Origin of the sequence: Sphingomonas nostoxanthinifaciens (assembly GCF_019930585.1) — a bacterium.
In the GTDB taxonomy this organism is placed as follows: Bacteria; Pseudomonadota; Alphaproteobacteria; order Sphingomonadales; family Sphingomonadaceae; genus Sphingomonas_I; species Sphingomonas_I nostoxanthinifaciens.
The window spans coordinates 2899559-2923207 of sequence record NZ_CP082839.1; the positions used below are offsets into that span (position 1 = coordinate 2899559).

The 23649-nt window shown below is 67.9% G+C and carries 24 protein-coding genes; 15 read left to right on the forward strand and 9 right to left on the reverse strand.

Annotation, left to right across the window (positions count from 1 at the left end; genetic code table 11):
• Positions 1-36 precede the first annotated feature (36 nt).
• The 4 genes from K8P63_RS13565 to K8P63_RS13580 all read right to left on the reverse strand — a co-directional run bounded on the left by K8P63_RS13565 (position 37) and on the right by K8P63_RS13580 (position 3277).
• On the reverse strand, positions 37-234 hold the full coding sequence (locus K8P63_RS13565; protein WP_223796557.1) for a hypothetical protein: 198 nt from the start codon (positions 232-234) through the stop codon (positions 37-39).
• Between the two features lie 123 nt (positions 235-357).
• Entirely contained in the window at positions 358-900 is a 543-nt protein-coding gene (gene infC, locus K8P63_RS13570) for a translation initiation factor IF-3 (protein ID WP_223796558.1), read from the reverse strand.
• Between the two features lie 140 nt (positions 901-1040).
• Complete coding sequence (lptG, locus tag K8P63_RS13575) at positions 1041-2141, reverse strand: LPS export ABC transporter permease LptG (protein ID WP_223796559.1); 1101 nt, start codon at positions 2139-2141, stop codon at positions 1041-1043.
• Positions 2138-3277, reverse strand: a complete 1140-nt coding sequence (locus K8P63_RS13580; protein WP_263282730.1) for an LptF/LptG family permease — start codon at positions 3275-3277, stop codon at positions 2138-2140. The genes lptG and K8P63_RS13580 overlap by 4 nt, the downstream gene beginning before the upstream one ends.
• Positions 3278-3462: 185 nt before the next feature.
• On the opposite strand from K8P63_RS13580, the gene K8P63_RS13585 reads away from it, so the two are divergent.
• The 6 genes from K8P63_RS13585 to K8P63_RS13610 all read left to right on the forward strand — a co-directional run bounded on the left by K8P63_RS13585 (position 3463) and on the right by K8P63_RS13610 (position 10044).
• Positions 3463-3984 (forward strand): DUF2141 domain-containing protein, encoded by a 522-nt coding sequence (locus K8P63_RS13585; RefSeq protein ID WP_223796561.1) that lies wholly within the window; start codon positions 3463-3465, stop codon positions 3982-3984.
• Complete coding sequence (locus K8P63_RS13590) at positions 3984-4970, forward strand: diacylglycerol/lipid kinase family protein (RefSeq protein ID WP_223796562.1); 987 nt, start codon at positions 3984-3986, stop codon at positions 4968-4970. Before K8P63_RS13585 ends, K8P63_RS13590 begins: the two co-directional genes overlap by 1 nt.
• A 25-nt stretch (positions 4971-4995) precedes the next feature.
• Positions 4996-5928: a hypothetical protein gene (locus tag K8P63_RS13595; protein ID WP_223796563.1), complete on the forward strand. Its 933-nt coding sequence runs from the start codon at positions 4996-4998 to the stop codon at positions 5926-5928.
• A 257-nt stretch (positions 5929-6185) separates the two neighbouring features.
• Positions 6186-6755: a PEP-CTERM sorting domain-containing protein gene (locus K8P63_RS13600; protein ID WP_223796564.1), complete on the forward strand. Its 570-nt coding sequence runs from the start codon at positions 6186-6188 to the stop codon at positions 6753-6755.
• A gap of 71 nt (positions 6756-6826) precedes the next feature.
• Complete coding sequence (locus tag K8P63_RS13605) at positions 6827-8998, forward strand: primosomal protein N' (protein WP_223796565.1); 2172 nt, start codon at positions 6827-6829, stop codon at positions 8996-8998.
• A 107-nt stretch (positions 8999-9105) separates the two neighbouring features.
• Positions 9106-10044: a 2OG-Fe(II) oxygenase gene (locus tag K8P63_RS13610; protein ID WP_223796566.1), complete on the forward strand. Its 939-nt coding sequence runs from the start codon at positions 9106-9108 to the stop codon at positions 10042-10044.
• Here K8P63_RS13610 and ada read toward each other — a convergent pair.
• A complete protein-coding gene (ada, locus tag K8P63_RS13615) occupies positions 10017-11075 on the reverse strand; it encodes a bifunctional DNA-binding transcriptional regulator/O6-methylguanine-DNA methyltransferase Ada (protein ID WP_223796567.1) in 1059 nt (352 codons plus the stop codon). The genes K8P63_RS13610 and ada overlap by 28 nt on opposite strands.
• Before the next feature lie 117 nt (positions 11076-11192).
• On the opposite strand from ada, the gene K8P63_RS13620 reads away from it, so the two are divergent.
• The 8 genes from K8P63_RS13620 to K8P63_RS13655 all read left to right on the forward strand — a co-directional run bounded on the left by K8P63_RS13620 (position 11193) and on the right by K8P63_RS13655 (position 18406).
• A complete protein-coding gene (locus tag K8P63_RS13620; RefSeq protein WP_223796568.1) occupies positions 11193-12707 on the forward strand; it encodes a hypothetical protein in 1515 nt (504 codons plus the stop codon).
• 138 nt (positions 12708-12845) lie between these two features.
• The gene (locus tag K8P63_RS13625; protein ID WP_223796569.1) at positions 12846-13400 is read left to right on the forward strand and encodes a F0F1 ATP synthase subunit delta; all 555 of its coding nucleotides are present in this window, start codon (positions 12846-12848) and stop codon (positions 13398-13400) included.
• A gap of 34 nt (positions 13401-13434) precedes the next feature.
• Positions 13435-14964, forward strand: coding sequence for a F0F1 ATP synthase subunit alpha (atpA, locus tag K8P63_RS13630; RefSeq protein ID WP_223796570.1), 1530 nt, complete (start codon positions 13435-13437; stop codon positions 14962-14964).
• Between the two features lie 109 nt (positions 14965-15073).
• Positions 15074-15958, forward strand: a complete 885-nt coding sequence (locus tag K8P63_RS13635) for a F0F1 ATP synthase subunit gamma (protein WP_223796571.1) — start codon at positions 15074-15076, stop codon at positions 15956-15958.
• 2 nt (positions 15959-15960) lie between these two features.
• Positions 15961-16365 (forward strand): organic hydroperoxide resistance protein, encoded by a 405-nt coding sequence (locus K8P63_RS13640; RefSeq protein ID WP_223796572.1) that lies wholly within the window; start codon positions 15961-15963, stop codon positions 16363-16365.
• A 23-nt stretch (positions 16366-16388) separates the two neighbouring features.
• Positions 16389-17852: a F0F1 ATP synthase subunit beta gene (atpD, locus tag K8P63_RS13645; RefSeq protein ID WP_223796573.1), complete on the forward strand. Its 1464-nt coding sequence runs from the start codon at positions 16389-16391 to the stop codon at positions 17850-17852.
• 35 nt (positions 17853-17887) lie between these two features.
• Complete coding sequence (locus tag K8P63_RS13650) at positions 17888-18136, forward strand: hypothetical protein (RefSeq protein WP_223796574.1); 249 nt, start codon at positions 17888-17890, stop codon at positions 18134-18136.
• 6 nt (positions 18137-18142) lie between these two features.
• Entirely contained in the window at positions 18143-18406 is a 264-nt protein-coding gene (locus K8P63_RS13655; protein WP_223796575.1) for an ATP synthase F1 subunit epsilon, read from the forward strand.
• 13 nt (positions 18407-18419) lie between these two features.
• Here K8P63_RS13655 and K8P63_RS13660 read toward each other — a convergent pair whose 3' ends face one another.
• Genes K8P63_RS13660 through K8P63_RS13675 form a run of 4 tightly spaced genes read right to left on the reverse strand, consistent with a single transcriptional unit; the run spans position 18420 to position 21976 of the window.
• Entirely contained in the window at positions 18420-18809 is a 390-nt protein-coding gene (locus tag K8P63_RS13660; RefSeq protein WP_223796576.1) for a GtrA family protein, read from the reverse strand.
• Entirely contained in the window at positions 18806-19504 is a 699-nt protein-coding gene (locus K8P63_RS13665) for an HAD family hydrolase (protein ID WP_223796577.1), read from the reverse strand. Before K8P63_RS13665 ends, K8P63_RS13660 begins: the two co-directional genes overlap by 4 nt.
• A gap of 2 nt (positions 19505-19506) precedes the next feature.
• Positions 19507-20481: a UbiA family prenyltransferase gene (locus K8P63_RS13670; RefSeq protein WP_223796578.1), complete on the reverse strand. Its 975-nt coding sequence runs from the start codon at positions 20479-20481 to the stop codon at positions 19507-19509.
• Entirely contained in the window at positions 20474-21976 is a 1503-nt protein-coding gene (locus K8P63_RS13675; RefSeq protein ID WP_223796579.1) for a hypothetical protein, read from the reverse strand. The genes K8P63_RS13670 and K8P63_RS13675 overlap by 8 nt, the downstream gene beginning before the upstream one ends.
• A 164-nt stretch (positions 21977-22140) precedes the next feature.
• Here K8P63_RS13675 and K8P63_RS13680 point away from each other — a divergent pair, with 164 nt between their 5' ends.
• Complete coding sequence (locus K8P63_RS13680) at positions 22141-23628, forward strand: CpaF family protein (protein ID WP_223796580.1); 1488 nt, start codon at positions 22141-22143, stop codon at positions 23626-23628.
• Positions 23629-23649: the final 21 nt, after the last annotated feature.

A 23649-nucleotide genomic window follows, 5' to 3' on the forward strand; every position in this document is an offset into this window, starting at 1 on the left:
CGCTACGTTCTCGATCGCTCTGCCCCGGCCTCATCTCTAATGCTGCTGGGTGAGATCCTTGTCGCCCTCCAGGCGATGGAGCGCGTGGCGGCCGTGCACGCCGGCCCGGTTGACCGCCTTGACCGCGTGATTGGTCGCCCAGAAGATGCGGCTGTGGCCGGTAAAGACCAGCGAGAGGATGACCGCCCACATCGCCAGCGCGACCAGCAGCACCCATAGGCCGATACGCCGCACGCCCGCACCCTCTTCCTGTATCGCCACCCACGGTGGCGGGCGGGCAGCCCAGCCCGGACGCCGGCGTCGCCATGCCGGAAGCCGACATCGCGACGCTGGTCCTGCGAGCCGCCCGATCCGTCGTTACTTGGGCGCCAGCACCATCAGCATCTGGCGGCCTTCCATGCGCGGGAACTGCTCCACCTTCGCGACCTCGGCCGTATCGGCCTGCACGCGCTGGAGAACCAGCATGCCGAGCTGACCATGCGCCATCTCGCGTCCGCGGAAACGCAGGGTGCACTTCACCTTGTCGCCCTCTTCGATGAACTCGAAGACCTTCTTCATCTTGGTCTCATAGTCGTGGTCATCGATGTTCGGACGCATCTTGATCTCTTTGATCTCCTGCGTCTTCTGGCTCTTGCGGGCGAGGTTGGCCTTCTTCTGCGTCTCGTACTTGAATTTGCCGACGTCGAGGAACTTGGCGACGGGCGGATCGGCGTTGGGCGAAACCTCGACCAGATCGAGGCCGATCTCGGCCGCCTGCGCCATCGCTTCGCGCGTATACATCACGCCCAGATTCTCACCGTTCTCGTCGATCACCCGCACCTTCTGGCTCTGGATGAACTCGTTGAAACGGGGGCCGTTCAGCGGGATCGGCTGACCGCCCAGCGGGCGGCGCGGCGTCATTGGGGGCGGTATAGCGCTTTCTCCTGTCGCGGCTGGATGCCGCACGGTGTGCATATAGGCGCAAACGCCCATTTTTGAAAGGTGCCGGCGGGATCAGTCCACGATTCGGAACGGTCGCGAGCTTACCATCGGGCCGGCGCTCACTCCTCGGTGCGGATCAGCACCGCTTCGCCGATCAGCAGGAACAGCAGGAAGGGTGCCCACGCGGCGAGCAGCGGCGGGTATGCGCCGATATTGCCCATCGCCAGCGCGAAGTTATCGGCTACGAAATAGGTGAAGCCGAGCGCCATGCCGATCACCGCACGGATGAACAGCGCGCCCGAACGGGCAAGGCCGAAGCCCGCCACACCCGCCAGCAGCGGCATCAGCACCGCCGACAGCGGCCCGGACAGTTTGTGCCACAACACCGTCTCGAGATTGGCGGTCGGCCGGCCGGCCGCGTGCAATTCGGTGATGCTGCGGCGGAGCGCCGCGAACGACAGGCTGTCCGGCTGCACGTCCGCCAGCGTAAAGCGATCGGGCGTCACGCCCTGGCCGACGACGAGCGTGGGCAGGCTGGCGATCCGCCCGGCGGCGACATCGAAGCGGCGCACGCCCGACAATTGCCAGGCACCGCCGCGATAGCGGCCGATCCTGGCGCTCGCGACGCTTGTCAGGCGATCGCCGGTGCGATCGTAGAAGCTGACGTCGACCAGCACCGCCGCCGCCCCCCGACCGACCACGCGTTCGGCATGGATCAGGTCGTCGCCCGAGCGCACCCACACGTTGGGCACGTAGGACTGGCTCTTCGGCACGGGGCCGTAATCGACCTGCTGCCACGCCGACAGCGCGGCGGTGGCACGCGCGACGACATGATCGTTGAAGACGAAGCTGACGCCGGCGATGGCGAGGCTGGCCAATACGAGCGGGGCGAGGATCTGGTGCGCGGAAATGCCCGCCGCCTTCATCGAGATGACCTCGCTGTTCTGGTTCATCGTGACGAGCGTGATGAGCGTCCCCAGCAGCACCGAGAAGGGCAGGAAGCGCGCGATGATCTGGGGCGCGCGCAGCGAGAGATAATACCAGAGCTGCGGATTGCCGTTGCCCGGATAAGCGAGGATGTCGCCCGATTCGCCGAGCAGATCGAGCGACAGCAGGATGATCGTCAGCGCTGCCAGCACCGCCGCCGAGCGGCTGACGAACAGTCGCGCCATGTACCAGGCGATGGTGCGCGAGGCGAAGAAGTTGAGGTTGACCTTCATGCCTCGACCTCCCGCTGGCGGCGCGTCATCCAGCCGCGCACCAGCTTGCCCAGCTTGGCGGCCTGCCGCTCGAGCGCGCCGATCGGCTGGCCGCCCGGCACCACGGCCAGCGTGCGGTACATCCACCAGATGAAGCTCGCGAACAGCAGGAACGGCCCCCACAGGGCGATGAGCGGATCGATATGCCCCCGCCCGGCCAGCGCCTCCAGATATTCGTCCAGCTTGTAGTCGGTGACGATGATGACGATCGACAGGAACACGCCGAGCGCCGAGGACGAGCGCTTCGGCGGCACCGCCAGCGATACCGCCAGCAGCGGCAGCAGCAGCATCGTCGCCACCTGCACCGCGCGGAAATGGAATTCGGCCCGCTTCTGCGCGCTCTCCTTGCCGTCATTGTCGGGCGATCGGCCGAACCGCACCAGCTCGGGCATGGTCAGCTCGGCATTGCGACCGCCGCGCTGGCGGAACGCCTCCTTGCGCGGCAGATCGATCGGCAGATCGTGGCTCTCGAAGCTGAGCACGCGCGGGCTCGCGAACCCGGCCGCATCGTGCACCAGCGTGCCGTGGCGCAGCCGCAGGATGATCGTGTCGGGATCGTCGGTGGCGAGGAAGCGGCCGCGCTCGGCGGTGACGGCGAGGCGCTTGCCGTCGTCGCCCTTGGCCATCACGAAGATGCCGGTCAGATCGCGCCCGCCCGACTGGCTGCGCTCGACCCGCAGCGTCATGTCCTTGCCGAGCTTGGTGAACTCGCCGACCTTGATCGAGGCGCCCAGCGCGCCGGTGCGCAGCTCGAAGCGCAGGCCTTCATAGGCGTAGCGCGAATAAGGCTCGACGAAGCCGACGATGGCGAGATTGATGAGCGCGAACAGGATCGCGTAGAAATAGGGGACGCGCAGCAGGCGGCGGTAGCTCATCCCCACCGCCAGCATCACGTCCAGCTCCGACGAGACGGCGAGGCGGCGGAAGGCGAGCAGGATGCCCAGCATCAGCCCGATCGGGATCCCCAGCGAAAGATATTCCGGGATCAGATTGGCCAGCATCTGCCACACGACGCTGACCGGCCCGCCCTCCTGCGCGACGAAGTCGAACAGGTTGAGCATCTTCTCGAGAAGCAGCAGCATCGCCGCGATGACCATCGTCGCCAGCAGCGGCAGCGCGATCAGGCGGGCGAGATAGCGGTCCACCCGCGGCAGAGATTCCAAAATGCCGACGCTCCGTCACCATGTTCTGGCCGCATTCGCGACCGATGTGAGCCGGCATGGGGGCGAAAGCCGCCCGCGCCAAGCCGGCCGGGCCTATAGCTTCCGGGAGATGCAAGGTCATGTCGAAACTGATGGCATGGATGTTGGCGGGCGCGATCGCGCTTCTGCCGGCCCATGCCTCGGCGGCACTCGGCCCGCATGGGCAGGATTGCGGCGGCGATCGGCCGGCGATGCTGGTCAAGGTGATCGGCCTGAAGCATCGCGACGGCACGCTGCGCATCCAGACCTATGGCGGGGAGCCCGAGCGCTTCTTCGACAAGGGCAGCTATATCGAGCGGGTCGACGTGCGCATGCCGGCGATGGGCCCGATCGAGGTGTGCATGCCGGTCAAGGCGAACGGCATCTATGCCGTCTCGGTGCGGCACGACGCCAACGGCAACGGCAGCTCCGATCTGAGCGACGGCGCGGGGATGTCGGGCAACCCCAACGTGTCGCTGATGGACGTGGTGTTCCGGCGCAAGCCGGCGGCACGCCAGGTCGAGGTTGACGTCAACGGCACCACGTCGGTGCAGGTGCTGATGAATTACGTCCATGGAACGAGCGTCGGCCCGATCGCCGGCGCGGGAATGGTGAAGAACTGATGGTACGGATCGCCTTACTCTCCAACCCGAAGTCGACCGGCAATCGTGCCCAGCTCCCTGCCATCCGCAGCTTCTGCGCGAACCATCCCGAAATCTTCCATTACGAGGTCGAGCATGTCGACCAGATCGAGGCCGCGCTGCGCACCATCGCGCGAGTCGATCCGCGCATCCTGGTCATCAACGGCGGCGACGGCACGGTGCAGGCGACGCTGACCGAATTGTATCACAGCCAGCTGTTCGGCGACGCGCCGCCGCCGGTGGCGGTGCTGCCCAACGGCAAGACCAACCTGATCGCGCTCGACCTGGGCGCGAACGGCGATGCGATCGGCGCGCTGCAGCGCGTGCTGGAGATCGCGCAAGGGTCGCTCGAGGAGCATATCGTCACCCGCGAGCTGATCGCCCTCAGCCAGGAGGATGACGGCGTGTGGGACGGGCTTAAGCCCACCATCGGCATGTTCCTTGGCGGCGCGGGCCTGGCCGAGGTGATGCTGTGGTGCCGCAACAAGGTGTATCCGCTCGGCCTGCCCAATTGGCTGAGCCATGCGGTGACCCTGCTGGCTTTGATCTTCAGCCTCGTCCTCGGCATGCGCGCCGCATTCCTGCCGGAGCGCGCGGCGCCGCTGAAGGTGTCGCTGATCCGCCAGGGCCAGCTGCAGGGCAGCTTCTCGCTGCTGATCGTCACGACGTTGCGCAAGCTGCTGGTCGGCTCCAAGCTGGCGGGCCGGCCGTCGAGCGCGGGCGCCCTGCAGCTGATGATCGTCGAGCAGAGCGCCATCGCGCTCGTCTGCGCGTTCGTCGCCAGCCTGTTCGGCAAGCTGGAAAGCCAGCTGATGCGCGGCATCCACGTGCGGCGCGGCGACGAGATCCGGATCGAGGGCGACCGCTCGAGCGTGATCCTCGACGGCGAGCTGTTCCACGCCAGCGCGGGACGGTCGATCGTGCTGCGGCAGACCGCCCCGCTGCCGTTCGTCCGCCTCGCCGCCTGAACGCGACCGACGCGCGGCGCCCGGCATGAGCGATCGCATGGCGCCGCTCCGCGCGCTCGTCGCCGCCGAGCTGGCGCAGCCGGTCGATCCGGCGGTCGTCGCGATGGCGGCGGCGATCGCGGCACGCCATCCGGGGTCGCAGGCGGTGTTGTTCTACGGCTCGTGCCTGCGCGAGACGCGGCTCGACGGGCTGATGCTCGATTTCTACCTGATCGTCGCCGATTATGCCGCCGCATTCGGCGAAGGCTGGCTCGCCGCCGCCAACCGCCTGCTGCCGCCCAACGTCTTCCCGTTCGAGCATGACGGCCTGATCGCCAAATATGCCGTGCTGAGCGAGGCTGATTTCGCGCGGCTCGCCTCGCCGGCGACGCGCAACGTATCGGTGTGGGCGCGCTTCGCGCAGCCTTCTCGGCTCGTCTGGCAGGCGGGCGACGATGCGGGTGCCCGCGCGATCGCGGCGGTCGCATCGGCTGCGCCGACCCTGCTGGCGGCGGCGCGACCCTGCCTGCCCGACCGGCTGCCGCTGCTCGACCTGTGGCGCGGGGCGTTCGCACTCACTTATCGCGCCGAATTGCGCGCGGAGCGGGCCGGCCGGGCCGGATCGGTCGTGGATGCCGATCCGGCGCGCTACACCGCGTTCACCGCGCCCGCGCTGGCGGCCGCGGGAATCACGGCGACGATCGACCGCGAGGGCATCGGCTTCGCGCCGCTGTCCCAGGCAGAGCGCCGGGCCGGGCTGCGCGCCTGGGCGCGGCGGCGACGCGAGGGCAAGGCGCTCACCCTGCTGCGCCTGGCGAAGGCGAGCGGCACCTATGCCGGCGGGATCGACTATCTGGCATGGAAGATCTCGCGCCATTCGGGGCAGCCGGTCGAGATCCGGCCATGGCAGCGCCGCTGGCCGATCGCCGGCGCGATCGCCCTGCTGCCCCGCCTGATCGCGCGCGGCGCGGTCCGCTAGCGCGGTCGCGTCGCCGGGCGATTCGCGCGCGGCTCCAGCTATTCTTGGTGTCGCACGTCGATTTGCCGACCGCCGTCGCGGCAATTGTCACTTTATCTTTTATCAACATACTTACTAATGATCTTCAATCATGGTTACCGCAAGTTAACCTGTCCGTTTTCGTATTTTTGGAGAATAATTCTCGTAGTTAACCCGATCGAAGGGAAGTTGGTTCAGAAGAACAACATCTTCTGATCACCCCTGATTGAGGAACGACGATGATTAAGACACTTGCCGTTCTTGCCGGCACCGCACTGCTGGCAATCGCGCCGGCCAATGCCACCCTCTACCAGTTCGATTACAGCGGCACCGGCGCCGACGGTGCGTTCACCGCCGCGCTGCAGCTCGACATGCCCGTCGATGGCGGCACCGCCGCTTCGATCACCGGCACGCGCAACGGCATCGCCGTGACCGGCCTGTCGGATTATGCCGGCGGCGACAACCTGTTCAGCTCCGGCTTCAGCTATGTCGATTTCTACGGCCTGTCCTACGCGACCGCCGGTGGCGACGACTACAACGTCTATTGGGACGGTTCGCAGCTGTTCGAGATCAACAGCGTGACCAACCCGGACGGCGACGCGCTGACCGATTCGCCGCTGACCTCGGCCTCGGTCACGCTCGCCAGCGCGGGCGGTTCGGCTCCGTCGAACGGTGGCAACCCCGGCAGCGGCGGCAACACCACCTCGCCGGCACCGGAAGCCGCGACCTGGATGACGATGCTGCTCGGCTTCGGCCTGCTCGGCGGCATGCTCCGCCGCCGCTCCAGCCCGAGCGCGCTCGCCTTCTGATCGTTTGATCGGCGGCCGTGTCCAGCGGCCGCCGATTCCCTTTCGGCGCGCGAGCCCCTACCTGCAGGGGTATGAACCCGCGTGCCCGCGTCCTTCTGCTCAATGCCGCCCTCGGCCCGCTCGATTATCGGGTGGATCCGGGGCAGGATGTCGCGCCCGGATCGATCGTCCTGGCACCGCTCGGCCCCCGGCAGCTCGCCGGCGTCGTGTGGGAGCCCGAGCATATGCCCTCCGATGCGGAGGTGGGCGACAATCGCCTGCGGCCATTGGCCGGCGTCTACGATCTGCCACCGCTCAAGGCCTCGCTCCGCCGCCTGATCGAGTGGACCGCCACCTATTATCTCGCGCCGCCGGCAGCCGTGCTGCGGATGGCGCTCGCCTCCGCCTCCGCGCTCGACGGCGGCCGCACCGTCATCGAATATCGCCCGACCGGGATGGTCCCACCGCGCCAGACGCCGCAGCGCACGCAGGCGCTGGAGCGCATCGCCGACCGCCAGGGACTGGTACGCGAGCTCGCCACCATCGCCGACGTCTCCGATGCCGTGATCCGCGGGCTGGTGAAGGCCGGCGCGATCGAGCCGGTCGAGGTGCGCGTCGACGACCCCTATCCGATTCCCGATCCCGATCATGCCGCGCCCGATCTGTCGCCCGCGCAGGCGCTCGCCGCGCGGCGGCTGACCGAGGCGGTCGACGCCCGTGACTTCGCTCCGATCCTGCTCGACGGCGTCACCGGATCGGGCAAGACCGAGGTCTATTTCGAGGCGGTCGCGCAGGCGATCCGCGGCGGGCGGCAGACGTTGGTCCTGCTTCCCGAGATCGCGCTGACCGAACCCTTCCTCAAGCGCTTCGCCGAGCGCTTCGGGGTCGCGCCGGTCGCGTGGCATTCGGACCTGCGCCAGTCGCAGCGCCGCCGCGCGTGGCGTGCCATCGCCAGCGGCGAGGCGGCGGTGACGGTCGGCGCGCGCTCGGCGCTGTTCCTGCCCTATCGCGATCTCGGCCTGATCGTCATCGACGAGGCGCACGAATCGAGCTTCAAGCAGGAAGACGGCGTGATGTATCATGCGCGCGATGTCGCGGTGATGCGCGGGCGGTTCGAGGAGATCCCGGTGATCCTCGCCTCGGCCACCCCCGCGATCGAGACGCGCCAGCAGGTCGCGCTCGGCCGCTACGAGGAGGTGAAGCTGCCCGCCCGCTTCGGCGGCGCGACCATGCCCGACATCGCCGCGATCGACATGACGCAGGACCGGCCCGACCGCGGCCGCTGGCTCGCGCCGGCGCTGGTGACGGCGCTCGGCGAGACGTTCGAGCGCGGCGAGCAGTCTTTGCTGTTCCTCAACCGGCGCGGCTATGCGCCGCTGACTCTGTGTCGCCACTGCGGCCACCGCTTCCAATGCCCGAACTGCACCGCGTGGATGGTCGAGCATCGCCTGACCGCGCGGCTCGCCTGCCACCATTGCGGCCACGTGATGCCGCCGCCGCGCGCCTGCCCCGAATGCAAGGAGGAGGATTCGCTGGTCGCCTGCGGACCGGGGGTCGAGCGGATCGCCGACGAGGTGGCGGCCCTCTTCCCCGCCGCGCGCACCGCGATCGTGACGTCGGACACATTGTGGTCGCCGGCCAAGACCGCCGAGTTCGTCGGTCGGATGGAGGCGGGCGACATCGACGTGGTGATCGGCACGCAGCTCGTTACCAAGGGCTATCACTTTCCCAACCTGACGCTGGTCGGCGTGGTCGATGCCGACCTCGGCCTTTCGGGTGGCGATCTGCGCGCGGCCGAGCGCAGCTTCCAGCAGATCGCGCAGGTGGCGGGGCGCGCCGGCCGCGGCGCCAAGCCCGGCCGCGTGCTGGTGCAGACGCACGAACCGGGCGCGCCCGTCATCCAGGCGTTGGTTTCGGGCGATGCCGACAGCTTCTACGCCGCCGAGACCGAGGCGCGGCGCAGCGCCAACGCGCCGCCCTTCGGCCGCTTTGCCGCGATCATCGTCAGCTCGGAAAATCTGGACGAGGCGGTCGCGACCGCGCGTTCGATCGGCCGCGCCGCGCCGCAGGTCGAGGGGATGCACGTCTACGGCCCCGCCCCCGCCCCGCTGGCGATGCTGCGCGGGCGCCACCGCCAGCGCCTGCTGGTCCACGCCCGCCGCGCGCTCGACGTGCAGGACGTGATCCGGGGGTGGCTCGGCGAGCTGGACTGGCCGCGCGGCGCGCGGGTAGCGGTCGACGTCGATCCGTACAGCTTTTTGTGAGGGGCGCGGTGCTCCTGCGGACGCAGGAGCCCAGTGCCGCACGCGCGACGCCCACAGGCCCTGGACTCCTGCTTTCGCAGGAGCACGACTCGCTCTAGGGCGTGCCCATGACGATCCTCGACCAAGCCGGGCGCCTCTTCGCCAGCGGCCGCGCGCGCGAGGGCGCGGCGCTGGTCGAGCAGGCGGCGGCGCGCGGTGACGGCGAAGCGTTGTTCGCGCTCGCCAACTGGCGGCTCTACGGCCTCAACGGTGCGCAGGATCTGGCGGCGACGCACCGGCTGCTCGCGCAGGCGGCGGCGGCCGGCCATGGCGAGGCGCTGCGGCTGCGCGCGCGACTGATCGGCAATGGCACCGGGGTATCGGAGGATGCGGCCGAGGCGCGGCGGCTGCTCGCGCCGCTCGCCGCGACCCATCCGGCGGTCGCGGACGAACTGGCGCTCGCCGACGCGCCCGCGCCGACCCCGCAGGCGCCCCAGCACCTCGCCGACACGCCGCGCGTCGAGCGGATCGACAATTTTCTGAGCCGCGCCGAATGCGATTATCTGATCGCGCGCGCCACGCCGCGGCTCCAGCCCTCGACGATCGTCGATCCCGCCAGCCGCCGACGGATGCCGCATCCCTTTCGCACCTCGCTCGGCATCAATTTCGGGCCGGCGCACGAGGATCTGGTGGTCCGCCTCATCGACCGCCGCATCGCCGACGCAACCGGCACCGCGATCGAGGCCGGCGAGCCGCTCCACGTGCTGGCCTACGCGCCGGGGCAGGAATATCGCCCGCATCTCGACGCATTGCCCGGCGCGGCCAACCAGCGCGTGCTGACGGTCTTGCTATGGCTGGGCGGCGACTATGATGGCGGCGAGACCGACTTTCCCGCGCCGGGCGTGCGCGTGCGCGGCGAACCCGGCGACGCCCTGATCTTCTCGAACGTCACCGCCGAGGGGCGCGCCGACGAGCGCAGCCGCCATGCCGGCCTGCCGGTCACGCGCGGGCGCAAATGGCTCGCAACGCGCTGGATCCGTCAGGCGCCGGTCTCACCCTTCGCCTGAGCCGCCTCGCGATCGAGCAGTTCGCGCTTGATCGGCAGACCATAGGCATAGCCGCCGAGCGTGCCGTCGCTGCGCTTGGCGCGGTGGCACGGGATCAGCAAAGCCACCGGATTGGCGCCGCACGCCGAGCCGACCGCGCGCACCGCATTGGCATTGCCCGCGCGCGCCGCCAGCGCGGCATAGCTCAGCGTCGCGCCCGGCGGAATGCGGGCGAGCTCGCGCCACACCGCCTCCTGGAAAGCGGTGCCCTGCACGTCGAGCGGCAGCGTCATCGGCCGGCCGGGCTCCGCCACGATCGCGACCGCTTCCGCCACCAGCGCATCCAGCGCGTCGTCGGCCGGCACGATCGTCGCCCTGGGGAAATGACGGCGCAACACCGCATCGTCCTCCTCGAACGCGACGCGGCAGATGCCGCGCTCGGTCGCCGCGACCAGCAGCGCGCCGAGATCGGTCGGCGCGACCGTCCAGCGGATCGTCGCGCCGCGCCCGCCGTCGCGCCACACGGACGGCGTCATGCCCAGCCGGTCGGGCGCGTCGGCATAGAAACGCGATGGCGCGGCATAGCCGGCCTCGTAGAGCGCATCGGTCACGTTGGGAGCCTCCTTCAGATGGTGCCGCAGCCGCCCGGCGCGGCGCGCGCGCACGTAGGCGGCGGGTGTCACGCCGGTCGCCCGCTTGAACAGGCGGTGGAAATGATGCGGGCTGTAGCCGGCCGCCGCCGCCAGCGCGCCAAGATCGGGCGCCGCCTCCTCCGCCTCGATCAGGGCGATCGCACGCGCCACGGCCGCCTCGTCGCGCGCGACCTCATCGGGCCGGCAACGCAGGCAGGGGCGCAGGCCCGCCATCCGCGCCGCCATGCCATCGGCGAAGAAGCGCACATTCTCGCGCCGGGGGTGGCGCGCCGCGCACGAGGGCCGGCAATAGATGCCGGTCGACAGCACGCCTGTCACGAACCGCCCGTCCTGCGTGCGGTCGCGCGCCAGCACCGCCGCCCATGCCGCCTCGGAATCTGGAGCATCCACATTTGCCATCGGCACCTTCTGGACCCGTCCGATCGGCTTCGCATCCCGAGTCTTGCGATCAAACCGCATGCCTGGATAGAGTATCGCCGGGATAGAGGGGGGACGATGCGGTCGAAGCTATTTGCGATGGCGCTCGCCATCGGATTGGCAGTTCCGGCAAGCGCGCGCTGGCGCGTTGCCGAAAGCGAGCATTTCCAACTTTATGGGCAGACCGAGCCGGACCGTCTGCGCGAACTGGCAACCAAGCTGGAGCGTTACGACTCGGCAATGCGCTTCCTGTTCAGCGTGCCGGACGAATCGCCGACCAAGGCGACCCGCGTGACGGTCTACCTGGCCCACGACGTGAACACCCTGCAGCGAGTCTATTCGCAGAACCAGACGGTTCGGAACGTCTGGGTCTATGGATTCTACCATAGCAGCGCCGGCGGCTCGGTCGCGTTTGCGCCGATCACGCAGCCGACCTTTGATCCGGACCGACTCGACGGCTGGACCGCCCTGCTACACGAATATACCCATCATGTGATGCTGAGCAATTTCAGCGCGGCTTATCCGGCGTGGTTCCGGGAGGGCTTCGCCGAATTCTGCTCGAACACGCGTTTCGAGCCCGATGGCAGCGTTACCGTCGGCCATACGGCGACATATCGCGCCGATTGGCTGAAGCATGGCGACCGTTTGACCGCGGCCCAGCTGTTCGAGAACGATAGCAAGCAGATGCAGTGGGACGGCGGCAATTACATGTACGCGCGCGGGTGGCTGCTGACGCACTATGCCATTTTGGGTAGCCGCGAGCGCGGCCGCCAGCTTCTCCGCTATATCGCGGCAGTCAACGCGGGTACGCCGAGCCTGAAGGCAGCGCAGGACGCCTTCGGCGATCTCTCGCAGCTCGACAAGGAGCTGGAGCATTACATGGACGTGCCGCTCGACAGTGTCCGCATCCCTGCCGCAAAATTGAAGGTCGGCGCGATCGCCGTGCGCGAGCTGTCCGATGGCGAGGATGCGATGATGTCGGTGCGCCTGCGCTCGGACGGCGGCATGTCGCACGCCGTCGCGGCGGCCATCGTCCGCGACGCCCGCCGGATCGCCGCATCCTATCCTGCCGATCCGGCCGCTCAGCTCACGCTCGCCCGCGCCGAGTATGATGCCGGCGACGACGGCGCAGCCGACGCAGCCGCCGCACGGTCGTTCGCGGCATCACCGTCGGCGCGAGCGCTGATCTATCGTGGGCTGCCGGCACTGCGTCGGGCGCGCAAGGATAAGGACCATCCCGATCCGGCGCTGATGGCCCAAGCCCGCCGCTACGTCCTCGACGCCAACCGGCTCGATCCGGGCGATCCGCTGCCCCTCTTCACTTTCTACGACATCAATCGCACCTCGGACACTGTCACGCGCAACGCGAGGGACGCGCTGGAACGGGCCTTCGAGCTGGTGCCGCAGGCAGAAGAAGTGCGCTTCGCGGTCGCCCGGCAACGTGCTGACGACGGCGACCTGCGCGCGGCGCGGCTGCTGCTGACCCCGCTCGCGATGGACCCTCACGCCGGCGGCGGCTATCCGACCGCCGTTCTAAGATTGATCGACGACGGCAAGTCGGACGCAGCGCGCGATCTGCTCGATCACCCCGACCACTTCAAGCCGGACGGCTAAGGCGCCGCACCGCCAACTTGCGCGAGCCGGGCCCGCCTGCTAACCGGCCGGCGATCGAAAGCGGGCGGCCTTGCGGCTTGGCCCGCTTTTGCTTCTGCGATAGGCGGAAGCGTCACGTCATCAGGGGAACATCGCCAGGTGGAGCATTCCGGCGGCATTCAGGCCAGTCTCAGCGGGCGTTACGCCACGGCTCTGTTCGGGCTGGCGCGCGACGCGAACCAGCTCGACGCCGTGTCGCAGAGCCTGTCGACGCTGCGCCAGGCGCTGATCGAATCGGCCGACCTGAAGCGGCTCGTCACCAGCCCGCTCGTCAACCGCAAGGATGCCGGCAAGGCGATCACGGCGGTTGCGGGCGAGTTGGGGCTCGATCCCGCCACCACCAGCTTCCTCGGCGTGCTGGCGGCGAATCAGCGGCTGAAGGCGATCGAATCGATCATCCGCGATTTCAACATCCTGGTCGCTCGCCATCGCGGCGAGACCAGCGCCGAGATCGTCTCGGCCCACCCGCTGGACGACGGACAGATCGCGGCGCTGAAGACCCGGCTGAAGAGCATGGTCGGCAGCGAGGTCGCGGTCGACCTGAAGGTCGATCCGGCGATTCTCGGCGGCTTGGTCGTGCGGCTCGGCAGCCGCCAGATCGACGGCTCGATCCGCACCAAATTGAACGCACTCGCTTTGGCGATGAAGGGCTGATGAGCCCGCACACGGCTTCGAAGAAAGGCTGAACATGGAAATTCGCGCGGCAGAAATCTCCAAGGTCATCCGCGATCAGATTGCGACCTTCGGCACCGAAGCCGAGGTGTCGGAAGTCGGCTCGGTGCTGTCGGTCGGCGACGGCATCGCGCGCATCCACGGGCTCGACAACGTCCAGGCGGGCGAGATGGTCGAGTTCGCCGATGGCGTGCAGGGCATGGCGCTGAACCTCGAGGCCGACAATGTCGGCGTCGTGATCTTCGGCTCGGACGCGGCGATCCGCGAGGGCGACACCGTCAAGCGCACCGGCACGATCGTCGACGTCCCCGTCGGCAAGGGCCTGCTCGGCCGCGTCGTGGACGGCCTCGGCAACCCGATCGACGGCAAGGGCCCGATCGTCGCCGAGAAGCGCAGCCGCGTCGAGGTGAAGGCACCCGGCATCATCCCGCGCAAGTCGGTGCACGAGCCGGTGCAGACCGGCCTCAAGGCGCTCGACGCGCTGGTGCCGGTCGGCCGTGGCCAGCGCGAGCTGATCATCGGTGACCGCCAGACCGGCAAGTCGGCCGTCGCGATCGACGCCTTCATCAACCAGAAGACGATCAACGCCGGTGACGATGAGAGCAAGAAGCTCTACTGCATCTACGTCGCGGTCGGCCAGAAGCGCTCGACCGTCGCGCAGCTCGTCCGCACGCTGGAGGAGCAGGGCGCGATGGAATATTCCATCATCGTCGCCGCCACCGCGTCGGAGCCCGCGCCACTCCAGTTCCTCGCGCCGTACACCGGCTGCGCGATGGGCGAATATTTCCGCGACAACGGCATGCACGCGCTGATCGTCTATGACGATCTGTCGAAGCAGGCGGTCGCCTATCGCCAGATGTCGCTGCTGCTGCGCCGTCCGCCGGGCCGCGAGGCCTATCCGGGCGACGTCTTCTATCTCCACTCGCGCCTGCTGGAGCGCGCGGCGAAGATGAACGACGATAACGGCAACGGTTCGCTGACCGCGCTGCCGATCATCGAGACGCAGGCGGGCGACGTGTCGGCCTACATCCCGACCAACGTGATCTCGATCACCGACGGCCAGATCTTCCTTGAGACCGACCTGTTCTACCAAGGCATCCGCCCGGCCATCAACGTCGGCCTCTCGGTCAGCCGCGTCGGCTCGGCCGCGCAGACCAAGGCGATGAAGAAGGTCGCCGGCTCGATCAAGCTGGAGCTGGCGCAGTATCGCGAGATGGCGGCGTTCGCGCAGTTCGGCTCGGATCTCGACGCCTCCACCCAGCGCCTGCTCAACCGCGGCGCGCGCCTGACCGAACTGCTCAAGCAGGCGCAGTTCAGCCCGCTGCCGTTCGAGGAGCAGGTCGCGTCGATCTTCGCCGGCACCAACGGCTATGTCGACACCGTGCCGGTGGCCGACGTCACCCGCTACGAGGCGGCGATGCTCGCTTACCTGCGGTCCGACGCGGCCGACGTCCTGAAGGCGATCCGCGACAGCAAGGACTTCACCGACGACACCAAAAGCAAGCTGAAGGCCGCGCTGGAGCAGTTCGCCAAGACGTTCGCTTAAATACATTATCTCGTCATCCCAGCGAATGCTGGGATCTCCCGAGGCTTGCACGTCGCGCCAGCCTCACGAGATCCCGACCTTCGTCGGGATGACGAACTGAGGGTTCGCCATGCCGTCACTCAAGAGCCTCAAGGTCCGCATCACATCGGTGAAGTCGACCCAGAAGATCACCCGCGCGCTGAAGACGGTGGCGGCGGCGAAGCTGCGCCGTGCGACCGAGCAGGCGGTCGCCGCGCGTCCCTATGCCGAGCGGCTGGAAGCGGTGATCTCGAGCCTCGCCTCGCGCGTCACGATCGGTCCCAACTCGCCGCGCCTGCTGGCGGGCACCGGCAAGGATCAGGTGCAGCTGCTGGTGGTCGCCACCAGCGAGCGCGGGCTGGCGGGCGGCTTCAACAGCAACATCGCGCGCGCCGCCCGGCAGAAGGCCGACGAGCTGATCGCGCAGGGCAAGACGGTGAAGTTCTACATCGTCGGCCGCAAGGGCCGCGCGGTGATCCGGCGCCTCTACCCGACGTCGATCCTCGCCGATCACGACATGAGCCACGCGCGCAACGCCGCCTTCGCCGACGCGCTCGACATCGGCCGCGACCTGATCGCGCGCTTCGAGGCGGGCGAGTATGACGTGGCGACGCTGGTCTATTCCAAGTTCCAGTCGGCGCTGGTGCAGGTGCCGACGGTGGCGCAGCTCGTGCCCGCCGCGGTGCGCGAGGCGGCGAACGACCAGTCCGGCACCGCCGCCGCCGCGGTCGAATATGAGCCCGACGAGGAATCGATCCTCGCCGAACTGCTGCCACGCAACGTCGCGATCCAGATCTATCGCGCGCTGCTGGAGAACCAGGCCGGTTTCTACGGCGCGCAGATGAACGCGATGGACAATGCCACGCGCAATGCCGGCGACACGATCAATCGCCTCACCATCCAGTATAACCGAACCCGCCAGGCCGCGATCACGACGGAACTGGTGGAAATCATCTCAGGCGCGGAGGCTCTCTGACCATGGCGTACACCACCGAAGCAACCACCGTTGGCGGCCGTGACGGGCGCGCGATCCTGGAACATGGCAAGCTGTCGCTGGCGATGGCGCTGCCCAAGGACATGGGCGGATCGGGCGAGGGCCACAATCCGGAGCAATTGTTCGCGCTCGGCTGGTCGTCCTGCTTCGGCCAGGCGATCCTCGCGCTCGCCAAGAAGCACGATCTCGACGGCCAGCGCGCCAAGGTGACGGTCGCCGTCTCGATCGACAAGGATGACGTCAGCTTCATGCTGTCGGCCAAGATCACGGTCGCGCTGGCCGGTGCCGATCCCGAGAAACTGCGCGCGCTGGCCGACGACGCCCACCGCATCTGCCCTTATTCGCGTGCGACCCACGGCAACGTTGCCGTCACCGTCGACATCGCCTGACCGAAGTTCCCCAGGAGCATAATATGGCAACCGCCCCCGCAATCTCATTCGGCACGAACAATGTCGGCCGCATCGCGCAGGTGATCGGCGCCGTCGTCGACGTCGCGTTCGACGGCGAGCTGCCGTCGATCCTGAGCGCGCTCGAAACCAGCAACCAGGGCAATCGCTTGGTGCTGGAGGTCGCACAGCATCTCGGCGAAGGCACCGTCCGCACGATCGCGATGGACTCGACCGACGGCCTGACGCGCGGCCAGGAAGTGACCGACACCGGATCGCAGATCCGCGTGCCGGTCGGCCCGAAGACGCTCGGCCGCATCCTCAACGTCATCGGCGAGCCGATCGACGAGCGCGGCCCGGTCGAGACCGACAGCTATTCGCCGATCCACGCCAAGGCCCCCGACTTCGTCGACCAGTCGACCGAGACCGCGGTGCTCGTCACCGGCATCAAGGTGATCGACCTGCTCGCACCGTATGCCAAGGGCGGCAAGATCGGCCTGTTCGGCGGCGCCGGCGTCGGCAAGACCGTGCTGATCCAGGAACTGATCAACAACATCGCCAAGGGCCATGGCGGCACCAGCGTTTTCGCCGGCGTCGGCGAGCGTACGCGCGAGGGCAACGACCTCTATCACGAATTCCTCGACGCGGGCGTCATCGCCAAGGATGCCGACGGCAACCCGACGAGCGAGGGCTCGAAGGTCGCTTTGGTGTTCGGCCAGATGAACGAGCCGCCGGGCGCGCGTGCGCGCGTCGCCCTCTCGGGCCTCGCCAATGCGGAATATTTCCGCGACGTCGAGGGCCAGGACGTGCTGTTCTTCGTCGACAACATCTTCCGCTTCACCCAGGCCGGCTCGGAAGTGTCGGCTCTGCTCGGCCGCATCCCGTCGGCAGTGGGCTATCAACCGACGCTCGCGACCGACATGGGCGCGCTGCAGGAGCGGATCACCTCGACCAACAAGGGCTCGATCACCTCGGTGCAGGCGATCTACGTGCCCGCGGACGATCTGACCGATCCGGCGCCGGCAACCTCGTTCGCCCACTTGGACGCGACGACCGTGTTGAGCCGCGCCATCTCCGAGCTGGGCATCTACCCGGCGGTCGATCCGCTCGACTCCACCAGCCGCGTGCTGGAGCCGCGCACCGTGGGCCAGGAGCATTACGACACGGCGCGCGCCGTCCAGTCGATCCTGCAGAAGTACAAGTCGCTGCAGGACATCATCGCCATCCTCGGCATGGACGAATTGTCGGAAGAGGATAAGCTGACCGTGCAGCGCGCACGCAAGATCCAGCGCTTCCTGAGCCAGCCGTTCCACGTCGCCGAGGTGTTCACCGGCATCTCGGGCAAGTTCGTGCAGCTCGAGGATACGGTCCGCTCGTTCAAGGCGATCGTCGCCGGCGAGTATGACCATCTGCCGGAAGCCGCCTTCTACATGGTCGGCGGCATCGACGAGGCGGTCGAGAAGGCCAAGAAGCTCGCCGAGCAGGGTTGATCGACTCGCAAAGGGCGATCGGATAGGGTGGCGGAATGATCGTCGACACCCTGACCATCGCCCGCGAACTGAAGGCGGCCGATCTGCCCGCCGGTCAGGCCGAGGCGATTGCAGCTGCGATCGGACGATCGGTCAGCGAAACGGCGGCGACGAAAGTGGACCTCGATCTCCTCCGGCACGAGCTGAAGGCCGATATTGAGAAGGTTCGCAATCAACTGCTGCTCTGGTTCGTAAGCACGCAGATTGCGCTCGGCGGCCTGATGATCGCGCTCATCAAATTGTAGGAACCCATGGCTCTTCACTTCGAACTCGTCACGCCCGAGAAGCTGGTCCGCTCGGAGGATGTCCACATGGTGGTCGTGCCCGGCACCGAGGGTGACTTCGGCGTGCTGGAGGGCCATGCGCCGCTGATGTCGGTGGTGCGTGCGGGCGAACTGACCGTCTATTCCAGCGCCAGCACGATCATTGCGCGCATCGCCGTCGACGGTGGCTTTGCCGAAGTGAACGAGAAGGGCCTGACCGTCCTCGCCGAGGCGGTCACCGAAGCCGCCTGATACTCCCTTCCGCTCAGCGCGTGCGCGGGCGGAACACGATTAGCGCGTTGAGCAGGAAGTTCGCGCCGAACGCCACGCCGACGCCGATCAGCTTGGCGACGACGGGCGGGATCGGCAGCAACGCGGCGGCGAGCGTCGTCACGCTCACGTTGATCGCCAGCCCGATCAATGCTGCCGCGAGGAACTGCGCGAAGCCGGCGACGCTGCGCCGATGGCCGAACACGAAGCGGCTGGTCAGCCAGTAATTCACCACCGCCGCCATCGCGAAGCTGAGGCAGGCGGCCAGCGGTACGATCAGCCCGGCCCGCACGAGACAGGCGAATAGCCCGATATCGACCACCGCCGCCGTGCCGCCGGTGCCGACATAGCGCAGCAGGCGACCGGAGAGCAGCGGCCCGCTCATGCCCCCGCCAGCAACGGCGCGAACACCGGATCGTCATAGCGCGCGAAGCAGGTCCAACCGGCGACCGGCTTGCTCTTCCGGATCAGGCTGTGCGCTCCCGCGCGGCGCGCGGCGAGGCCGTCGCGCTCGGGCCGGTCGCCGACCAGCACCGTCTGGTGCGGCGCCACGCCCGCCGCGGCGATCAACGCCAGCAGCCCGTGCGGGCTCGGCTTGAGGCGGGTGAAATCGGGCGTGTCGGGCCCATGCATGTGATCGGCGGCCAGCCCCATCGCAGCGAGCTTCGCGGCGGCGGGATAATCCGACAGGATGCCGATCGTCCGACCCGAGGCACGGATCGCGGCAAACAGGCCCGGCAACCCGGCATACATGCTGGCGCGAAGGTGCGGCAGCGGCCGGCGGTGAATCCACTCGGCGACGGTGCGCGTGACCTCGTCCGCGCTCACGCCCGCAGCCGCGGCGGTGGCGGCGACGAGTGTCGCCTCGACATCGTCGCGCTCGGCCTCGCCATAGTCTTCGCGCAGGCGGCGATAGGCGCTCAGGACGCGCAGCGTGCGCCGCCCCCCTGCCCCGCCGGCCCGCAATGCGAGCGCCAGCGCCATGCGCAGCCGCAGCGGCCGCTGGCGATAGAGCGTGCCGTCGACATCGAACGCGACCAGGCGGATATCCGCCCAGTCGAAGCCGGGATCGGCCGCCACGCTCAGTCGACCGCGATGAAGTGCTGGCTGGTGAGCGTGTCGAGCGGCTTCATGTCGACCAGCGTCGCCAGCACGAACAGTCCGCTCAGGATCGCGACGGTCAGCATCAGCCCGCGCTCGCGAAACAGTTTCTCGGGCTTCTGTGCAGTGGATTCCACCTGCATCGACAGCGCAAGATATTGCGCGAACAAGGCCGTGATCGCCGGGAGCGTGATGATATATTCGACGCGATATTTGATGAGGAACACCGCGAGGAAGAAGCCGCTCAGCATCGCATAGACGAAACAGGAGAGCGTCAGCGACAGCTCGGTATAGCCGGCGAAGCTGGCGCGGTAGCGCATCAGCAGCTCCTTGCCGTGCGACGCGACGATCTCGTGATATTCGGACAGGCGCTTGGCCGCCATCAGGAACGCACCGCCGAGCCAGTAAGCGAGGATCACCGACGAGGGCGGCAGCGTCATCGGATCGATGATCGTCCAGCCGATCACCAGCCGCAGCGGATTGTTGATCGATTCCGAAATGACGTCGAGATAGGCCTTGTTCTTCGACCGCAGCGGCGGGACGTTGTAGACGATGCCCTGCGCCGCGAAGATGATCGCGGCACCCAGCATGGTCGTACCGCCGATCGACGCCGCGCCCAGTCCGATCGCCACGAACAGCGCCCATTCGGCCCAGACGATCGCACCCGACATTTCGGTCTGCACCGCCATGCGCTGCGACTTGGTCGGATGGTGGCGGTCGAAATCGCGGTCGAGATATTCGTTGATGACGTAATTGGCCGAGGCGATCGTCACCGCCGCCAGCAACCCGCACACGGCCGACAGCAGCAAAGACGGCGTGTGGACGCCGCGCAAAATGTAGGCGAGCACGCAGCCGGGAATGATGAAGACATGCTTCGTCATGTGATCGAACCGCGCGATGCGGATATATTCGCCCAGGCCGGCCTTCACCGGCGGACGGGCAAGCGTGTCATGCATCGAACGGGCCTCCGGGGGGCGTGATAGTGGCGGATGATTGACGTTTGATGAGCGCGGCGCCGCTGAGGGCGAGGAACGGCAGCAGCCAGATCACGCGCGCCTGAAAGCGATCATAAGGGAAAGCGAGCAGGCCGCAGGCGAGCCCGTTCAGCACCACGCCCGCGCAGACGATGCCCGCGAGCAGCAGCCAGCCGCGCGCGTGCGTATCGCCGCGCAGCCGCCACGCGATCAATGCCAGCGCCGGGAGCGAAAGCCAGACGACGACCCGCTGGAGCAGATCCTGCGCGTCGAGCCAGCCGGGATGGCGGACGACCGCGCTCGCCTCGATGCGCGCGACCTGCGGCGCGGGCATCGCCGCGAAAAAGGGCAGCTTGCGCGCCTGATCGAGGTCGAGATAGCTGAACAGCACCACCTGCCGCAGCGCGTCGCCCGCCAGGAAGGTCGCGACCGCGACCGGCCGATCCTTCGCCATCGCGATCAGCAGCGGCACCTGCTGATCCGACAGGCGGCGCTGACCGGCATAGTCCATGCCGCCATAGAAATGCTGGCCGAACAGGAAATCGGTCCACACCACCGGCAGCCGGTTACGATAGTCGCACAGCAGGAAGCCGTTGCCGGGGCAGGTGCGCGCCAGATAGCCCGAGAGGATCGGGCTCTCGGCAAAATGCGCGGTCAGGTGTGGCAGCCGCATCAGCGGCAGGCCCGTCGTCTTGCGCGCGACGAGCGCGAAGGCCTGCAGGTAGAAGATCGCCGCGAGCAAGGCGAACGCCGTCGTCCAGGGCCACGCCGCGCTTCCGCCCTGCCGGCGCACCAGCAAGGCGACGATCGCGCACAGCGCCAGCATGCCCGCCAGCACGACGACATGGCTGTCGTGCAGCATCGCCGCATAAGCGAGCAGCGCGAACAGGACGACATGGTCGAGCGAGCGCAGCCGGGCGCCGAAGGCAAGCAGCATCGCCGGGATCAAAGCGATCAGCGCCGCCGCATAATCAGGCATCACCAGCCCGGCGAACAGCGGGAGCGAGCTGGCGACAGCGAGGACCGCCGCCCCGACGATCAGGCTCCAGCCGGAAAGCCCGAGGCAGCGCATCCAAACGAGCGCGAGCGGCACCGCGATCATCAGCGCCTGCCAGAAGGCAACGAGCGTGAAGCCGCCGGCGGCGTAGAGCAGATAGGTGGCGACGCTGTAGACCAGCGACCGGCCCGCAATCCACACGCGCGGCGCGGCCGCCGGCGCCATCGGCGCGGCCTGTGGCGCGGGTGTCGCCACCGTCGCGACGGCCGGAGCCGCCGCCGCATCGTGGTGCTTGGCCGCCGCCAGCCAGTCGTCGCCCGCCTTCAGATGCAGCCCGGCGGCGCGGACCGGACCGACCGCCTTGCCGACATAGCCGATGCTGTCTTCATAGAAGAAGGCCGCGCCGTTCAGCAGCACCGGCAGAATCAGCACCAGCGCCGCGATCAGCGCATAGAGATATGGACGACCGACTTTCTGCATCGCCCACCCCCGCAAGCATGATCGGCATACCCGTTACACAACCGTGCCGCCCGCGTCATCACCGCTTCGCATCTGCGGCAGGCTGCGCATCATGCTTAAACCCTTGGCAAGCTTTGCACTCTATCCCGTCGGCGGCGACAGAATGACAGGGCGGCGCGTAGAGTATGAGCGCATTCGGTAAACGGGGGGGCACGATCGGCGCGCGCGCGACCTTCGGCGTGGCGCGCCCGATGCAGAGCAATAGCGGCCTCGAAGGCGGCGCCCAATTCCCGACGCTGGATCCGCAGACGCTGGAGAGCGCCGTCGCCGGCGCACCGCAGGATGCGATGTCGCGGCTTGCCGATCGCATGGCCTCCGCCTCCGATCACGCCATATCCCGCCTCGAAGGGTTCGAGGCCTCGGTCCACAAGATCAAGGAACAGGTGCTGCCGCGCCTGCTCGAACGCGTCGATCCCGAAGCCGCCTCGACCTTGTCCAAGGATGAGCTGGCCGAGGAATTCCGCCCGATCGTCGGCGAGGTGCTCGCCGAGCTGCGCATCACGCTCAACCGGCGTGAGCAGTTCGCGCTGGAGAAGATGCTGGTCGACGAGCTGCTCGGCCTCGGCCCGCTCGAGGAATTGCTGTCCGATCCGCTCATCACCGACATCATGGTCAATGGCCCCGACCAGACCTACGTCGAACGCAAGGGCAAGCTGGAGATCGCGCCGATCCAGTTCCGCGACGAGGAGCATCTGTTCCAGATCGCGCAGCGCATCGTCAGCAAGGTCGGCCGCCGCGTCGACCAGACCACTCCGCTCGCCGACGCACGCCTCGCCGACGGCAGCCGCGTCAACGTGATCGTGCCGCCGCTCTCGCTGCGCGGCACCGCCATCTCGATCCGCAAATTCTCGGCCAAGCCGATCACGATCGACATGATGGCCAATGGCGGCTCGATGTCGACCAAGATGGCGACCGTGCTCAAGATCGCCGGCGCGTGCCGCATGAACGTCATCATCTCGGGCGGCACCGGCTCGGGCAAGACGACGATGCTCAACGCGCTGTCGAAAATGATCGATCCGGGCGAGCGCGTCATCACGATCGAGGATGCGGCCGAGCTTCGGCTGCAGCAGCCGCACTGGCTGCCGCTGGAAACGCGCCCCGCCAACCTCGAGGGCCAGGGCGCGATCGCGATCCGCGACCTCGTCGTCAACGCGCTGCGCATGCGACCCGACCGCATCATCCTCGGCGAGATTCGCGGCGCCGAATGTTTCGACATGCTCGCGGCGATGAACACCGGCCACGACGGATCGATGTGCACCCTCCACTCCAACTCCCCGCGCGAGGCGCTCGCCCGCATGGAGAACATGGTGCTGATGAGCGACATCAAGGTGCCGAAGGAAGCGATCAGCCGCCAGATCGCGGACTCGGTCGACCTGATCGTCCAGGTCAAGCGCCTGCGCGACGGCAGCCGCCGCGTCACCAACATCACCGAGGTGATCGGGATGGAAGGCAGCGTGATCGTCACGCAGGAGCTCTTCAAGTTCGAATATCTGGACGAGAGCGCCGAGGGGAAGATCCTGGGCGACTACAAGTCGATGGGCCTGCGCCCCTACACGCTCGACAAGGCCAAGCAGTTCGGCTTCGACCAGCCCTATCTCGAGAGCTGTTTGTGATCGCTTCCTCGACGGCAATTT

Excerpts from the sequence above, each read along its gene's own strand:
- K8P63_RS13590 (WP_223796562.1), top strand. The coding sequence starts at position 3,984 with ATGGTACGGATCGCCTTACTCTCCAACCCGAAGTCGACCGGCAATCGT.
- K8P63_RS13585 (WP_223796561.1), top strand. The coding sequence starts at position 3,463 with ATGTCGAAACTGATGGCATGGATGTTGGCGGGCGCGATCGCGCTTCTG.
- K8P63_RS13660 (WP_223796576.1), bottom strand. The coding sequence starts at position 18,809 with ATGAGCGGGCCGCTGCTCTCCGGTCGCCTGCTGCGCTATGTCGGCACC.
- K8P63_RS13605 (WP_223796565.1), top strand. The coding sequence starts at position 6,827 with ATGAACCCGCGTGCCCGCGTCCTTCTGCTCAATGCCGCCCTCGGCCCG.
- K8P63_RS13670 (WP_223796578.1), bottom strand. The coding sequence starts at position 20,481 with ATGCATGACACGCTTGCCCGTCCGCCGGTGAAGGCCGGCCTGGGCGAA.
- K8P63_RS13675 (WP_223796579.1), bottom strand. The coding sequence starts at position 21,976 with ATGCAGAAAGTCGGTCGTCCATATCTCTATGCGCTGATCGCGGCGCTG.
- ada (WP_223796567.1), bottom strand. The coding sequence starts at position 11,075 with ATGGCAAATGTGGATGCTCCAGATTCCGAGGCGGCATGGGCGGCGGTG.
- lptG (WP_223796559.1), bottom strand. The coding sequence starts at position 2,141 with ATGAAGGTCAACCTCAACTTCTTCGCCTCGCGCACCATCGCCTGGTAC.
- K8P63_RS13680 (WP_223796580.1), top strand. The coding sequence starts at position 22,141 with ATGAGCGCATTCGGTAAACGGGGGGGCACGATCGGCGCGCGCGCGACC.
- K8P63_RS13595 (WP_223796563.1), top strand. The coding sequence starts at position 4,996 with ATGAGCGATCGCATGGCGCCGCTCCGCGCGCTCGTCGCCGCCGAGCTG.
- K8P63_RS13580 (WP_263282730.1), bottom strand. The coding sequence starts at position 3,277 with ATGGTCATCGCGGCGATGCTGCTGCTTCTCGAGAAGATGCTCAACCTG.
- K8P63_RS13635 (WP_223796571.1), top strand. The coding sequence starts at position 15,074 with ATGCCGTCACTCAAGAGCCTCAAGGTCCGCATCACATCGGTGAAGTCG.
- K8P63_RS13655 (WP_223796575.1), top strand. The coding sequence starts at position 18,143 with ATGGCTCTTCACTTCGAACTCGTCACGCCCGAGAAGCTGGTCCGCTCG.
- K8P63_RS13610 (WP_223796566.1), top strand. The coding sequence starts at position 9,106 with ATGACGATCCTCGACCAAGCCGGGCGCCTCTTCGCCAGCGGCCGCGCG.
- atpA (WP_223796570.1), top strand. The coding sequence starts at position 13,435 with ATGGAAATTCGCGCGGCAGAAATCTCCAAGGTCATCCGCGATCAGATT.
- K8P63_RS13640 (WP_223796572.1), top strand. The coding sequence starts at position 15,961 with ATGGCGTACACCACCGAAGCAACCACCGTTGGCGGCCGTGACGGGCGC.
- infC (WP_223796558.1), bottom strand. The coding sequence starts at position 900 with ATGACGCCGCGCCGCCCGCTGGGCGGTCAGCCGATCCCGCTGAACGGC.
- K8P63_RS13650 (WP_223796574.1), top strand. The coding sequence starts at position 17,888 with ATGATCGTCGACACCCTGACCATCGCCCGCGAACTGAAGGCGGCCGAT.
- atpD (WP_223796573.1), top strand. The coding sequence starts at position 16,389 with ATGGCAACCGCCCCCGCAATCTCATTCGGCACGAACAATGTCGGCCGC.
- K8P63_RS13600 (WP_223796564.1), top strand. The coding sequence starts at position 6,186 with ATGATTAAGACACTTGCCGTTCTTGCCGGCACCGCACTGCTGGCAATC.
- K8P63_RS13620 (WP_223796568.1), top strand. The coding sequence starts at position 11,193 with ATGGCGCTCGCCATCGGATTGGCAGTTCCGGCAAGCGCGCGCTGGCGC.